This is a genomic window from Ornithinimicrobium jinqii (assembly GCF_045032595.1).
In the GTDB taxonomy this organism is placed as follows: Bacteria; Actinomycetota; Actinomycetes; order Actinomycetales; family Dermatophilaceae; genus Ornithinicoccus.
In genome coordinates this window covers 1-14062 of sequence record NZ_JBJFZS010000041.1, presented here as the reverse complement: position 1 = coordinate 14062, position 14062 = coordinate 1, and the positions used below count along the sequence as shown (strand labels likewise).

Annotated in this window: 7 protein-coding genes and 3 pseudogenes; 5 read left to right on the top strand and 5 right to left on the bottom strand. The window is 67.9% G+C overall.

Annotated elements, in window-relative coordinates; translation table 11 throughout:
- Positions 1–799 precede the first annotated feature (799 nt).
- Together ACI3ET_RS15745 and ACI3ET_RS15740 are read left to right on the top strand one after the other, a co-directional pair.
- Positions 800–1478, top strand: a pseudogene (locus ACI3ET_RS15745) (IS256 family transposase); the annotation flags it as partial.
- A 258-nt stretch (positions 1479–1736) separates the two neighbouring features.
- The gene (locus ACI3ET_RS15740; RefSeq protein ID WP_405034021.1) at positions 1737–2936 is read left to right on the top strand and encodes an IS110 family RNA-guided transposase; all 1200 of its coding nucleotides are present in this window, start codon (positions 1737–1739) and stop codon (positions 2934–2936) included.
- A gap of 23 nt (positions 2937–2959) precedes the next feature.
- Here the strand turns inward: ACI3ET_RS15740 and ACI3ET_RS15735 are convergent.
- From ACI3ET_RS15735 to ACI3ET_RS15725, 3 genes and pseudogenes are all read right to left on the bottom strand, one after another.
- Positions 2960–3256: pseudogene (locus ACI3ET_RS15735) on the bottom strand (ISL3 family transposase); the annotation flags it as partial.
- Positions 3257–3361: 105 nt separating this feature from the next.
- Complete coding sequence (locus ACI3ET_RS15730; protein ID WP_405034020.1) at positions 3362–3565, bottom strand: hypothetical protein; 204 nt, start codon at positions 3563–3565, stop codon at positions 3362–3364.
- 521 nt (positions 3566–4086) lie between these two features.
- Positions 4087–4839 carry a GAP family protein gene (locus ACI3ET_RS15725; protein WP_405034019.1) on the bottom strand — a complete coding sequence of 251 codons (753 nt, stop codon included), beginning with the start codon at positions 4837–4839 and terminating at the stop codon, positions 4087–4089.
- A gap of 74 nt (positions 4840–4913) precedes the next feature.
- On the opposite strand from ACI3ET_RS15725, the gene ACI3ET_RS15720 reads away from it, so the two are divergent.
- Positions 4914–5597, top strand: a complete 684-nt coding sequence (locus tag ACI3ET_RS15720) for a TetR/AcrR family transcriptional regulator (RefSeq protein WP_405034018.1) — start codon at positions 4914–4916, stop codon at positions 5595–5597.
- Between the two features lie 198 nt (positions 5598–5795).
- Here the strand turns inward: ACI3ET_RS15720 and ACI3ET_RS15715 are convergent, their stop codons facing one another.
- Positions 5796–6140 carry a transposase family protein gene (locus ACI3ET_RS15715; protein ID WP_405034022.1) on the bottom strand — a complete coding sequence of 115 codons (345 nt, stop codon included), beginning with the start codon at positions 6138–6140 and terminating at the stop codon, positions 5796–5798.
- A gap of 2476 nt (positions 6141–8616) precedes the next feature.
- Between ACI3ET_RS15715 and ACI3ET_RS15710 the strand changes: the two are divergent.
- Together ACI3ET_RS15710 and mobF are read left to right on the top strand one after the other, a co-directional pair.
- Positions 8617–8763 (top strand): annotated as a pseudogene (locus tag ACI3ET_RS15710) (IS3-like element ISPfr13 family transposase); the annotation flags it as partial.
- Positions 8764–9278: 515 nt separating this feature from the next.
- Positions 9279–13085, top strand: a complete 3807-nt coding sequence (mobF, locus tag ACI3ET_RS15705) for a MobF family relaxase (RefSeq protein WP_405034017.1) — start codon at positions 9279–9281, stop codon at positions 13083–13085.
- Between the two features lie 13 nt (positions 13086–13098).
- Here mobF and ACI3ET_RS15700 read toward each other — a convergent pair whose 3' ends face one another.
- Positions 13099–13869: a hypothetical protein gene (locus tag ACI3ET_RS15700; RefSeq protein ID WP_405034016.1), complete on the bottom strand. Its 771-nt coding sequence runs from the start codon at positions 13867–13869 to the stop codon at positions 13099–13101.
- Between the last annotated feature and the right edge of the window lie 193 nt (positions 13870–14062).

Here is a 14062-nt window from a genome sequence, read left to right as displayed (position 1 = left end):
AAGGTAGCGTCAGGCACGTCGAGGTCTTCCGGATGGGCTGTGTGAGAACTCCCATCATCGGAAGGCCTCGACACTCATCCCGGTACCGACGCGCCAGCCCTCCCTACACCCTGATCTGTGAAGAGCCGCTAAAGCCTTCAACAGCCGCCACATGTTTGGCACGCTTTCCAGAAGAGGCGGACCTCGTCTGTATCGGGGAGTGCGATACGTGTCGTCCAACATCCACGGCTATGCCGCCTCTCAGGGCACTGATGGATTCGGCAGGAGGTTCAGGTGGTGGTAGAGGCGTTTCCAGACAAAGTCCTCTGGGCGACCCCACGGCCGATGGGTTCATTCGCCTGGCCTCTGATCTATTTTTCTCCGCTTATTCTGACAGCAGTAGTGGCATCTAAATCACTCTTGACAATGTCTCTTCTCTTGATTATTCCAGTCTACGTCGCTCTGTCCCACGCGTTTACCGCTACGAGCCAAGGCCTTGAAGTAACACAGACGGGCATCCGCGTGCGTAGATGGGGACGAATCACAGCCAGCTGGCTACTTGAGGAGGATGGGATCGGCTTGGAGTGGCATGGGGGGTCCGGTCCCCGCCTCCTTTCTCCCCAAGCGTCGGGGCCAGCAGTATCGATCCATAGTCACGGCTCGTACATGACCGAGGTGCATGCCGAATTCTCCACAGCCTGGCAGGAGCGTTCATCAGCGCGTCGGTTGCAACAAGTTCTTGGACCGCGCCTTCTCCTGCATTTGTGAAGGAGTGGAGTCAAGCAAAGTAGTGCTTGAGCATCCGGGGCAGCGGTTCTGCGCCGCGATCGGCATCGACGTGGGCGGGCGCCGGGACGTGCTCGGCCTGTGGGCCGGGCAGGGAGGTGGTGAGTCGGCGAAGTTCGGCGATGTTCGTGCTCGCCGATCTGAAGAACCGTGGCGTGGCCGACGTGTTCTTCATCGTCTGTGACGGACTCAAGGGCCTGCCGGACAGCGTCAACGCGGTCTTCCCCCAGGCGATCGTGCAGGCCTGCGTGATCCACCTCATCCGCGCCACGCTGCGCTACGCCTCGCGGAAGTACTGGGACCAGCTGGCCAAGGACCTGCGCCGCATCTACACCGCACCCTCGGTCGACGCCGCCTGGGCGGCGTTCGAGGAACTCGAGGAGAAATGGGGCAAGCCCTACCCCGCAATCCCCAAGATGTGGAGAGCGGCATGGGAGGAGTTCATCCCCTTCCTGGCCTACGACGTGGAGATCCGCCGGGTGCTGTTCTCCACCAACGCCATCGAGTCCCTGCACGCCCGGTACCGGCGGGCGGTCACCGTGCGCGGTCACTTCCCGACCGAGCAGGCCGCGCTCAAGTGCCTCTACCTGGTCACCCGCGGACTGGACCCCAAAGGCACCGGCCAGGCACGATGGACCATGCGGTGGAAGCCCGCGCTCAACGCTTTCGCCGTCACCTTCGCCGACCGCATGCCGGCCGCGGAGAACCTCTGAGATGAACGCCAGAAACACCGTTCATCGGACATGCATGCTGGTATCTGCGCGGTGAGGGTCGTGACCCATCCTCTGACTGGTGCCCTGCTGGGCTACCGACGGTCTGATCAGTCCGGCCCTCATCGCGTGACACGGAGCACCGGCCGGTCGGGCATGACCTAATACGAGCCTGGCCCGGTGACGCGAGCCTGGTGCATGTCCTGTCTGACCGACCCGGCCGGTGCCGACCCCCTCGGATCAGAAAGGGCCAGCACCATCATGACTGATGCACCAGGACGAGTCGGTGGTATCGACTCCCACAAGGACACCATCCACGTCGCCGTCATCACCGAGACCGGTCAGCACGTGGACGACAAGGAGTTCCCGACCACCCAGGCCGGGTACCGCCGCGCAGTGGCCTGGCTGATCGGTCACGGACCCCTGAGCGCGGTGGGTGTGGAGGGCACCAGCAGCTACGGCCGCGGGATCGCCACCGAGCTCACCGGCGCCGGGATCCGGGTCGTGGAGGTCAACCGGACCCGCCCTGCCGAACGCCGCAAGCAGGGCAAGACCGACGCCCTGGACGCCTACCGTGCCGCCCGGTCCGTGCTCTCCGGCGAGGCCAGCACCGACCCCAAGTCCGCCAGCATCGAGCCCCTGCGTGCGCTGAACATCACCCGACGCTCGGCCCTGAAGGCGCAGCAGGCCGCCTGGCGGCAGATCGGCTGCGTGCTCGTCAACGCCCCCGCCCCCGTCCGCGACCGGTACCGGGACCTGCCCGACACCAAGCTCCTGAGCACCCTGGCCGGCCTCCGACCAGGCCGGTGCGCCGACCCCGACGAGGCGGACCTGCTGCACTCCCTACGCGCACTGGCCCGCCGCCACCGCGACCTGGCCACCGAGATCGAGGACGTCGAGGCGCGGATGCTCGCCCGCGCCACCCGGGCCAACCCCGGACTCATGGCCATCAAGGGCGTCGGACCCGTGACCGGGACCCAGCTGCTCATCACCGCCGGCGACAACCCCGACCGGCTGCGCACCTCGAGCTCCTTCGCCGCGCTGTGCGGGACCTCGCCCATCCCCGTCAGCTCCGGACGCACCGACCGCCACCGCCTCTCCCGCGGAGGCGACCGACAGGCCAACGCCGCCCTGCACCGCATCGTGAAGAACCGCATGACCCACGACCCGACCACCCGCGCCTACCGCGACAGCCACCTGGACAAGGGCTGGACCCTGGCGGCGGTCTACCGGGCCCTCAAGCGAGCTGTCGCCCGCGAGATCTTCCAGGCCCTCACCGGCAACTGCCCCGTCCCGGACTACTCCGACCTGCGCCCGACCAGACAGGCCAAGAACATCACCCTCACCAACGCCGCCACCGCCCTCGGCGTGTGGCCAGCACGAGTAGGAGAGCTCGAGCTCGGCAGACGCCGCGACGACGAGTTCGCCCAGCGCTACCGCCAATGGCTCACCGCCGCTTGACAACCCATAGGAGCATCACTCCCTGCGGCGGTGGTGTCCTGGGGCCACACGTGGCCACAGTCGGCGCACCGGTACCGGCGCACGGTGATGCAGGGTCGTGGGGCGCCACCCGAACGGCTCGTGAGCCAACGCCTTGGTCACGGTGTCACGCGGGACGCTCTGGCACCGTCAGCGGCGGCACCGGTCGTCCGGTTCGACGACCCGGCAGGCGAGCACCGGCCGGTCGGGCTTGAGCAGCTGTCCGGTGACTTCCAGGCCGAGCTCGTCCAGGCCGGTGTGAAGGTGGTCAGGTCGGCGCCGGTGAAGGTAGCGTCGGGCACCTCGAGGTCTTTCGGATGGTTGGCGTAGGAAGCTCCATCTTCGGAAGACCTCGACACCTATCCCGGACCGACGCGCCAGTGCTGCCTACACCCTGACGCGAAGATTCATGGTGAGGGCTGCTGTTCTGCGGTGTCGAGGGTGACTGTGTATCCGAGGGCCTGGAACTGGGCGACGGCCCGGTTCTTGGCGCGCTCCGGGCGACGCCGGGTGTAGTAGTCACTGCCGAGGTCCTCGTAGACCTGACCGGTGCTGAGCATGTGCCAGATCACCGTGAGCATCGCATGTTGGATGGCGACGTGGGCCTTCATCGGCCCTCTCCGGCTGGAGATCCGTCGGTACTTCACACCGAGGGGGGTTGGGCGAAGCCCGCCCCGGTGCCTGCCTGAACGCGCTCCGTTCTCGGACTGCTTCTGCCGTCTGGGATCGGGATGGCCCGCTTCAGCACGGTCCCGTCGATAGGTGGCGTCGAGGCCCGAAGACGCCTCGTAGCAGCCTGTCGGGATCGCCCGAGCGAGATGGGGCCACCGGGACGAGGAGAACTCGCCCGCCGCCCTCGGCGAGCATCAGCCAATTGGGCAGGCGGCTTGGCCGGACAGAACAGCAGATCACTGCTCCACACGTCCATCACGTCATCCAGTCCCAGGTGCGGGGCTTGAACAGGTGAGCGGCTTGCCTGTCGATCTCGAAGGGCTCGGTGTCATCGAGCGCATCGACGTCTAACGGCTCCCTCACGAGAGAAGTGTATAACGAACGACTGCGCACTTGTCATGCCGCACCGAGGTCTCCGGACCCTTCTGGGAGCGTAGTGGCCTCAGTTGGTCTCGACGAGTTAGAGGAGGCCGAGCGCGACGGCAGCGTCGCGGGCGAGGAGGAAGCCCGCGATCCCGGCCACCCACAGCAGGGCTTCACCGCCCGCGCGTCGCGACCACTGGTCCAGGCGCCGCAGCAACGTCTCGACCCGCTGTGCCGCGACCGTGCGGCCTAGCACTAGGAGGAGCGCCGGCGCGATCATTACCAAGCAGTAGCCAGCCAGTGCCAGTGCTGGGACACCGTCTGGTAGGTCAGCAGCGGCCAGCAGGGTGACGGCCCCGAGGTATGGTAGCATCGTCGCAGCTTCAAGCAGCACTGCGGCAGCAGCCAGGGCTAGCAGTCCCCCGTGGGTCTCGCCCTCGCCCAACCTGTTCCTCCACCGCGTGAGCAACCCTGGCCGTCCGGTGATGTTGACCAACCCATCTGATGTGGTCCCGCCGGACACGGTGACTCCCTTCAGTCGGCGCCAACGCATGGGTAGCAACGCCCACACCAGCAGTGCTGAAGCGATGATGAGTTGGGCCACGAGCAGCGGCACCGGGCGCGCGGCGTCGCCGGCGCCGTCAAGGATTGACAGGGTCACCTTGGCACCAAGCAGCAGGGCAAACCCCAGCAACCAATAGGCCCCCGCGACGACCGCTAGGTAGCCAAGCACAGCTCGCGGCCGAACCCGAGGGGAAAGGAGCAGCCAGGCAGGCAACAGCAAGGTGCCCACACTCGTGCTGTCGACCAGGGCGAGCCCCGGCAACACAATCAAGACGTCCCATTCCATGCCCCAAGAGTGCCATACGATCGTATGGGTGCGACGATGTGGGGGTGCCTGCATCGACACGTGCGTCCGCAGCGGTGGAAGACGCCGTCGTCGCGGTGATCGCCGAGCACGGGCTCGAGGGGACCTCAGTGCGGCGTGTCGCCGCGCGGGCAGGTGTGTCCATCGGCGCGGTCCAGTACCACTTCCCCAGCAAGGACGCCATGCTAGCCGCGGCCATGGCGCGGGTGGAAGAGATATACGGCCGGCGCCTGGCGGAGGAGGCCGCCCGGTTGTCCGACAGCCCGGATATGATGCTGCGGGCCACCCTGCGCAGCCTCATCCCCCGCTCCCGAGCCGAGCGCGTGGATACGTCCCTGTGGCTCGCATTCGTGGCTCGAGCCGCGGTCCACCACCCGACGGCCGCCCAGCACCAGGCCTCGTGGCAGCGAGCCGAAGACGGCATCGCCTGGCAGATCATGGCCTGCATCGCGCGCGCGACGTACACGACTAACGCGACCACAGACGGTGCAAAGGCACAGGCCACAGCGAAAGCCGCCTGCGCGAAGGCGAGTACGGCAATGGACGAGGCGCGAAACGACAACTCGGCCCCCGAACCATCGCCCTGGGTCCAGGACGCAGCAGCTGAGCTGCTTGCCCTGGCCGACGGTCTAGCCATCGCCTCGGCTATTGAGCCCGTTCGCATGCCCCCGGTGCGTGCGCGGCAAATACTCGACGCGGCTGTAGGCCGAGTCCTGCAAGCCGGGCCGCCTCACTCCTAACCGGCGAAACTTGAGTTTGCCAGGAGGTACGGTCCGGGTCGGTCTGAGTGTGCATGGTATCGACCGTCATCACGCATCCGTGCACGTCGGCAGCGTCGAACCCGGCGACCAGGTCGCGGACCGCGGGGATCTCGTTCGACTCCGCCGACACTGTGTGCTGTCCCAGCACGACGCCAGTGGCGTGCTCGAGCGCAGCGATCAGATGCGGCGCGGCGGACGTTTTCGAGCGAGCACCACGAACGGTCTTGTCGTCGATGGCAATACCCGGCGGCCCTCGATGCCGCGGACCCGGCACCATGCGAACACTGTCAACGCGGCATCGAGCGCGCGGGCACCGAGGCGGCCGAACAGCTTGCGCACCGTGGACTCCACCGCTGCTCGTTCCAGGCCGAGACGAGCAAGCTGACCGGCCCCCAGATCGAGACCAAACTCTGCGATCGCGGCGAACGAGGGGGCTCCGGTGCGTACCGCACAGACCGTGACCGCGAGCACCCCCGCCAGCGGGTACCGCCCTCCTCGCAGGTCTCGGGGATCAGGGACCATGCCCAACATGCCCAGCAGCGAATGATCAGCGGAGTCGATGACGCAGGAGTGATCGGGGAAGATGGCACGAGCGGATGGGGTCCTTGCGCGAGACGGTGGGCGTGAGAACTTCCATGTCAGTCCCATTGACCCTATCCGTCACACACGCCACGCCGATCAGCCACACGTTGCCCCATGTCTCCGCCCCAGCAAGCAGACCTTTCCGAGCACTGGTTCATGTCCCTGGGTGCACCACACCGGCCCCCGCTTCGCGGAAATTCCTACGTGGGCACCAGGCCGCTTCGCGGGCACTTTCGGTGAGTCGCGTCGAACAGTTGCGCCTTGCGCCACTCCCCGCTACTATCAGAAAACGACTCTGGACTCTCGTTGGAGGAACCATGGGTACGCGGCGGGCAGCGACGGTGCTGACGGTGATCTTTGCGCTTCTCATAGCGCCGGTCGTTGCGCACGGAGCAACTGCGACGTATTGGGATGGCGGGACTGTCTACAGTCAGGACAAGTACTCAATAAGGCGCACCATCTCTGGCGGGTCAACCGACGTGCAAGGAAGCGTTCTAATCGCGCGGAATCGGACCATACAAGCAGGGATCGTTCTGTATCAGTCCGAAGGATTCGGTTTTACTACACAGACCCATGGCGCACGCACCAACTCGCAGAACGTATGCAAATGGACATACCAGGCCTACGTGAGTGGGACAGCCGACCTGTTATGTAAGTACTTCTACTGACTCAGTGCATCACTTGAGGCGTGACCAGTTCAGGAGGAGCCATGGGAAGGTTAGGCACACGCCGCTTCGCGGCCATCGCTGGGACGGCAGTCGTCGCACTGCTTCTCGGGACAGGCTGGCAAAGCGCGGTTTCAGACAGTGAACAGCCTGATCTGGCTCTATTGACTCAAGGACTCGTGAGCGCCCCCCCGGTCAGCATGGACAGCCAGGCAGGACTGCAGCTCGAACCTTCGTCTTTCCGCAACCTTGGACGCGGTGCAGAGCTTCGCTATTGGGTGGCGCGCGACCTCGCCGGAAACGTGTGCCTGATTACTGCGGCCGACGAGGAAGAGGGCGCTATGTCCTGCGCCGCTCCTGGTGTCTTCAATCGGCAAGGGATCGCCCTTCGATACGAGTCACACTCTGTCTTCGAGGAGGCGTACCTGCTTCCAGACAGCGTGGCGGCCGGTGAGAATCTCATCGCCGTCCAGCCTGGTGCCCTGGCCGCCGACCAAGCACGCCAAGGACTCCGCCCGGCAACTGTGCAGCGCGCCCATGACTTCGAGTTGCGTACGCTCCCGAGCAGGGACCGCAGTGTCGGCAAAGCGCCGTAAGCGGTAACGATGCGAATGAAAAAGCGGCTGATCGCTTCGGTCGGAGCAAGCCTGGCTGCAGTCCTGTTCTTCGTGTCAGCTGCGTTCGCAGCAAACCTGCAGTATTGGGACGGGCTGACCGTTTACGGCGCTGACAAATATTCGTCCAAAGGAATGGTCTACGGTGGGACGTCGAACGTTGTCTCGTCCAGCCTAACGGCGGTGATCAAGACACAGCAGGGGCCCTACCTGACGAACACTGCCGAGGCGACCTCGAGGGTGACCATGGTGCATGGAGGAAGGAGCAACTCCTACAGTTTGTGTGAATGGAAGTATCCCTGGTATCTGAGTGGCAGCGCGCACCTCACCTGTCACGTCAATCGTTAACTAGGTGCGACGATGCGGAGCAGCGATGGCTGATGCAGAGGGAAAAGCGGACCTGGCCAGAGCCGGTGGGCCGCGGCGACGAGTGGTCAGTCCCACGTCCTACTTCGGGGTCACCGCAGTGCTCTGGGTGTCAGGATGCGCCGCAGCCGTGGGGGCTCTGCTTCCCCCGTCGCCCTTCCTGACGGGCTACTTCTTTGGACACCCAGCTCCATGGTTGAGATTCAGTGAGGTTGCGTTTAGGCTTCCCGAGCCCGGCTACTCGTCAGACTTCGCCATCGCTGGGCTTTCCACTGTCGTTATGGCGGCAGACACACTGCCTCAACTAGTGCAGGCGGTGACCCTCTTAACTGTGACTTCGATGGTCGCCGTCCTCATACTCCGGACAGGAAGGAGGCAATCGCTCGGGGCATCCCTTCGATTGCTCGTCCGTGTTTGCCTTGCTGCCGTCGTGGTCCAAACGGTCGTGGGCCTTGTCGGGGCTCGCGTCAGACAGGCATGGCTCCTCCAGGGCGGGATCGATCCCGAAGAAGCGATCCTGCCCAGTGCTCCACTGGCTTGGATCGCGTTCTTGCTGGTGCTCGCCGTCGTGGCGTGGTTCGCTGCTCGGTTTGAGACGGTGAGACGCGCCGCCTCTGACTTGGCCACATTTAGTGACCACCCGCGATGAGCGCTCGAAGCCGTTCAGCTGCCTACGTTGAGATGGCAGGCGGGGCAACAGTGGACGCGTCTCTGGTGGTGAAGCGCCCCAGGTTTGATGCCGCTCCTGTTTGAGTCCAGGAGGATGAGCACATGCCGAAGAAGATCGATCCCGAGCTGCGAGCTCGGGCCGTCAGGCTGGTGCTGGAGCACCAGCAGGATTACCCCTCGACGACCGAGGCGATGATCGCTGTGTCCATGCAGCTGGGTGTCTCCCGTGAGTCGGTGCGGCGGTGGGTGCGGCATCGGAGAGCCGGGGTCGTGCCTACGTCCCGCCCCGCACGCGGCACCTTCAGTTCACGTCATACCCCGGCCTGAGGAGGGGCTTTTCCCGCGCGCGACGCTCCGCACGCCCCCACGGCGACGGCACAGGCGCATAGCGCCGGCCGACGTGACGACGCGGGCCAAGACCCTGCGACGTACGGATGCCACGATGGCGTGACCACCCACCGCCCCCTCCCGTCCATTGCTATGCCGGGCTTGGCCACTCGATCGTCACCGCCGCACTGGACACCACCACGCCGCCCAGGGCCGCGACTCTGAGACGTACGTATGCCTGACACCGCACCGCCCTTGCCAAGTCTGACCGCCGACCGTCCAGCTTCGACCCACCTGACCCGCGCATGAGACGCGACCTCCTCGCCCGCCAACGTCCCTCACCAGCTCTTCGCCTTGCTGAATCCCCACACACCTTTTCCATCCTGGCCCGCTCCGTGGCCACTCGCCGTTCGGTTGCGGCCTTGGGGGGCGTGACGATGACGCTGCACAAGCTGTCGGCGGGGTCGGGGTATGAGTACCTCACCCGCCAGGTCGCGGCCGGGGACGACACCGAGATCGGTCGCCGAGGGCTGGAGGACTACTACGCGGCCAGGGGTGAGTCGCCCGGTCGCTGGACGGGCTCAGGCCTGGTCGGGATCGACGGGCTCGAGTCCGGTAACCGCGTCACCTCGGAGCAGATGCGGAACCTGTTCGGCGCCGGCCGTCACCCGTTGACGGGTGTGGCGCTGGGTGCGCCATACCGGGTCTACGACAGCGACGGGGGAGGGTTCAACGCGGAGGTCGCCCGACGGCTTCAGGCACGTGCTGACGGCTCGACCGAGCCGGCGAAGCAACTGGCGCAGACGGCGGCAGCGCGCAGCGAGGTGGCACGGGAGTACTTCGTCCGCGAGCAGGGCAGGGAGCCGCGTGATGCCCGGGAGCTAGCTTCGGCGGTGGCGCGGTACTCGCGGCCGCAGCGGACGGCCGTGGCGGGGTATGACCTGACGTTCAGCCCGGTGAAGTCGGTGTCGACACTGTGGGCCATCGCCCCGCCCGAGATCTCCCAGGCGGTCGCGGAGGCGCACGACGCCGCTGTGCAGGAGGCGTTGGCCTTCCTCGAGCGTCAGGTGCTGTACACGCGGGAGGGCAAGGACGGCGCACGTCAGGTCGAGACCAGGGGGCTGATCGCGGCGGCCTTCACCCACCGGGACTCCCGGGACGGCGACCCCGACCTGCATACCCACGTCGCGGTCGCCAACAAGGTGCAGACCGTCGAGGGCAAGTGGCTGTCGATCTACGGGCGGGTGCTGCACCAGCACGTCGTCGCCGCGTCGGAGGTCTACAACACCGCCGTCGAGGCTCACCTGCGTACTGCCCTGGGGGTCCGGTTCGTCCAGCGGTCGGGCGGGACCGGCGACAAGCGGCCGGTCCGGGAGATCGAGGGGGTCAACCGCGCGCTGTGCGAGCTGTGGTCCCGGCGCCGGGGTGACATCACCGCCCGGCAAGAGGAGCTGTCCCGGGAGTTCCTGGAGGCGCACGGGCGCCCGCCCACACCGGTGGAGCAGATCGCCCTGGCCCAGCGGGCCAACCTCGAGACCCGGGCGGCCAAGCACGAGCCGCGATCTCTGGCGGCCCAGCGCGACACGTGGTGGGCCGAGGCGGCCGGGGTGCTCGGGCCGGAGGGGATCCAGCAGATGGTGACGGCCGTGCTGGGCCAGGCGAGCAGCCCGACGCAGGACGTGTCCGACGGGTGGGTACAGGAGGCGGCACAGCGGGTGGTCGCCGAGGTCGAGGCGCGGCGGGCCACCTGGCAGGTCTGGCACCTGCAGGCCGAGGCCCAGCGCCAGGTCCGCGGCCTGAACCTGCACCCGCGCCAGGTCGCTGACGTCGTCGGGCGCCTCCTCGACGCGGCTACGGCGGCGCGCTCGGTCAACCTCACCCCGGACCTGGACCCCATCGCCGAGCCGGGAGTCCTGCGGCGAAGCGACGGCACCAGCGTCTACCGGCACACCGGCAGCGACCACTACACCAGCCGGCGGGTCCTGGAGGCCGAGCAGCGGATCACCTCGGCCGCCGGCCGGACCGACGGTGCTGCACTGCTTCCCGAGGACGCCCGGCTCGCGGTGCTCGAGGCGTCCGTGCAGGGGAGGGACCTCAACCGAGGGCAGGTGGACCTGGTCCTGGCGCTGGCCTGCAGCGGTCGTCGGGTGCAGCTCGTCCTGGCCCCGGCAGGCTCGGGCAAGACCACAGCCGTGCGGGTCCTCGCTGACGCCTGGCGTGGCCACGTCGGCCCGGTGATCGGACTCGCGCCGTCCGCGGCCGCGGCGAGCGTGCTCGCCGAGGCGACCGGCATACCGTCCGAGACGCTGGCCAAGCTCGTCCACGACCTCGACCACGGACGCAGGTCCTGGCTCGACGAGGCGATCGGCCGCGACACCCTCGTCGTGGTCGACGAGGCCGGTATGGCGGACACGCTCACCCTGGACCGCGTGATCACGCACGCGCTGGGCCGGGGCGCCTGCGTCCGGCTCGTCGGCGACGACCAGCAGCTCGCCGCCGTCGGCGCCGGCGGAGTGCTCCGCGACATCGCCACCGCCCACGGCGCCGTACGCCTCGATGAGGTGGTCCGGTTCGCCGACCCCGCCGAGGCCGAGGCGACGCTGGCGTTGCGGGCCGGGGACGCCTCCGCCCTCGGGTTCTACCTCGACCGGGACCGGGTGCACGTCGGGGACCTCGCCACCACCGTCGAGGCCGTCTTCACCGCCTGGTCCCGGGACCGCGCCAGCGGGCGGGACTACCTCATGCTCGCACCCACCCGGGAGGTGGTCGCCAGCCTGAACACCCGCGCGCGCGCCGCGCGACTGGGTGGCGACGCACCTGGCCGCGAGGTGGCCCTGGCCGACGGCACGTACGCGTCCGCCGGGGACGTCGTCATCACCCGGCGCAACGACCGACGGCTGGGCGTCGGTAGCACCGACTGGGTCAAGAACGGTGACCGATGGACCGTCACCGCTGTCGACGGCTCCGCCCTGAGCGTGCGTCATCTCAGCTCCGGTCTGCGGACCAGGCTGCCGGCCGGCTACGCCGCCGAGCACGTCGAGCTCGGGTACGCGTCGACTGTCCACGTGGCTCAGGGGCTCACTACCGACAGCGTCCACGGCATCGTCACCGGGCAGGAGTCCCGGCAGCTGCTCTACACCATGCTCACCCGGGGCCGGCACGAGAACCACGTGCACGTCGTGTCCGCCGTTGACACAGACGGGCACACGCTCCCACTGATCGAAACGGCCAGCCCCGCCACGGCCACCGAGGTCCTGCAGGGCGTGCTCGCACGTGACGGCGCGGCCGTCTCGGCGACCACCGAGAGGGCACGAGCGGCCGACCCCGCGGCGCTGCTCCACGACGCAGCAGAAAGGTACGAGGACGGCCTGCTGGCCGGCGCCGAGAGGCTCCTCGGCCCCGACTGGGGCCATGACCTCGACTTTGCCGCCGAGGCCCTGGTCCCGGGCCTGCCCCACGCCCCGGCCTGGCCCAGCCTGCGTGCGCATCTGATGCTCACCCAGGCCGACGGGCGCGACGCCCTCCAGGCACTGACCGACGCGTCCACCTACCGGGGGCTCGACGACGCCGACGACCCTGCGGCCGTCCTGCTCTCGCGTCTGGACCGCGCACCGTCGGGCGGTCCCCTGGGGTGGCTGCCTGCCATCCCGCAGCGGCTGGCCATCGATCCGGTCTGGGCCGGCTATCTCACCGCCCGCGGGGAACGGGTGCGGGCGCTGGCCGCCCAGGTGCGGCAGGGAACCACACCCGGGCAGCGGTGGGCAGCGCCCCTCGCGCACCACATGAACCGTGACCTCCTGGCCGACCTCACCGTGTGGCGGGCCGCCCGAGGAGTCGACCACACTGACTCGCGGCCGGTGGGGCCGTTGGACGCCGGGGGAGCGGCCGGCCGGTACGCACGCGGCCTCCTCTGCCGGGTCAGTAGTGAGCTGCCCGAGGCCCTCCGGCACTGGGAGCGTCTCATCGTCGAGCACGTCGGACACCGCGACTGGTTCACCCCACGGATGGCCGAGCGTCTGGACCGTCTGCACCGTGCCGGCGTCGACGTACCCGACCGGCTGGAGCAGGCGACGGCCCAGGGCCCGCTCCCGGACGACGAGGCAACCTCGGCACTGTGGTTCCGCATGATCGACCCGCAGCAACACGTCGCATCCACTTCCCGCCGGACCGAGCCGAAGCGGATGCGACCAGAGGATCGCAGTCCTGCCCCCTCCGGTCCTGCCCTTCACGGTCCCAGCCGCTGAGGCCGCACCACGGTCAGTGGCTCGACCGGCGGAACGCTTCGAGGCCGGCGACGGCCCTGGCCGTCCGGCGACGGACCGTGCGTGCCGACGCTGCGTAGTCCTCGGCGACCAGCTCGGCCACCGACGGGGTCATCAGCCCACCCCGGCCCCGTCCCGCCGGTACGTTGAGCCGCGCAGCCTCCCGGGCCACGTCCAGGAGCAGAGCGCGGTCCTCGCGGGTCAGAGCACCCGTCGCGGCAGCGTCCTCGAGAAGCTCAGCGAGCTCGCGCTCGGGGTCCGGCCCGGTCTCGAGATCGGGCACCTCCGGGACCGTCCCCATCGGGACCGCCGATGCCCAGACGCGGTCCCGACGCACTGCCGCCTCACCGACACCGAGGTCGGCCATCACCTCACGCCGTGTCCGGGCCAGCAGCGTGGCTGCAACGCGTCGCGGCGGGTCGCCGCGGTAGGCCCGGACCGTCAGCCACAGCTGTCCGGCGACCAGAGCGTCGATGTCGGGGGAGAGGTCCCCGAGCTTCCGTGCAAGGTTCACCGCTCCAGGCACCAGGAGCCACGTGATCACGGAGACCGCCACCACGTCGTGCTCGGCCGTCCGTGCCAGAGCCGCCAGCACCTCATCGCGCCCTTCAGGTGCCGTCTGAGCCAGCCAGCGCGGCAGGTCGAGCAGGTCGGCGACGACCAACAGGCCCGCTTCGGTCCGGCCCCAGTCATGCCAGTGGTCCCGCGCCCACCGCAGGGGCGTTCGTTCGTGGGTGTCCACCCCAAGACAGATCGCTACGCTCATCGTCGTCTCCTTCCACACCGCGTCGATGTGGCCCAGACGATGACGTGAGTGCGCTCCCGGATTCGCGGCTCTTCACAGATGAGGGTGTAGAGAGCGCTGGCGCGTCGGTCCGGGGGTAGGTGTCGAGGTCTTCCGAAGATGGAGGTTCCTACGCCAGCCATCCGAAAGACCTCGACGTGCCCGACGCTACCTT

Excerpts from the sequence above, each read along its gene's own strand:
- ACI3ET_RS15740 (WP_405034021.1), top strand. The coding sequence starts at position 1,737 with ATGACTGATGCACCAGGACGAGTCGGTGGTATCGACTCCCACAAGGAC.
- ACI3ET_RS15730 (WP_405034020.1), bottom strand. The coding sequence starts at position 3,565 with ATGAAGGCCCACGTCGCCATCCAACATGCGATGCTCACGGTGATCTGG.
- ACI3ET_RS15725 (WP_405034019.1), bottom strand. The coding sequence starts at position 4,839 with ATGGAATGGGACGTCTTGATTGTGTTGCCGGGGCTCGCCCTGGTCGAC.
- ACI3ET_RS15715 (WP_405034022.1), bottom strand. The coding sequence starts at position 6,140 with ATGGTCCCTGATCCCCGAGACCTGCGAGGAGGGCGGTACCCGCTGGCG.
- mobF (WP_405034017.1), top strand. The coding sequence starts at position 9,279 with ATGACGCTGCACAAGCTGTCGGCGGGGTCGGGGTATGAGTACCTCACC.
- ACI3ET_RS15700 (WP_405034016.1), bottom strand. The coding sequence starts at position 13,869 with ATGAGCGTAGCGATCTGTCTTGGGGTGGACACCCACGAACGAACGCCC.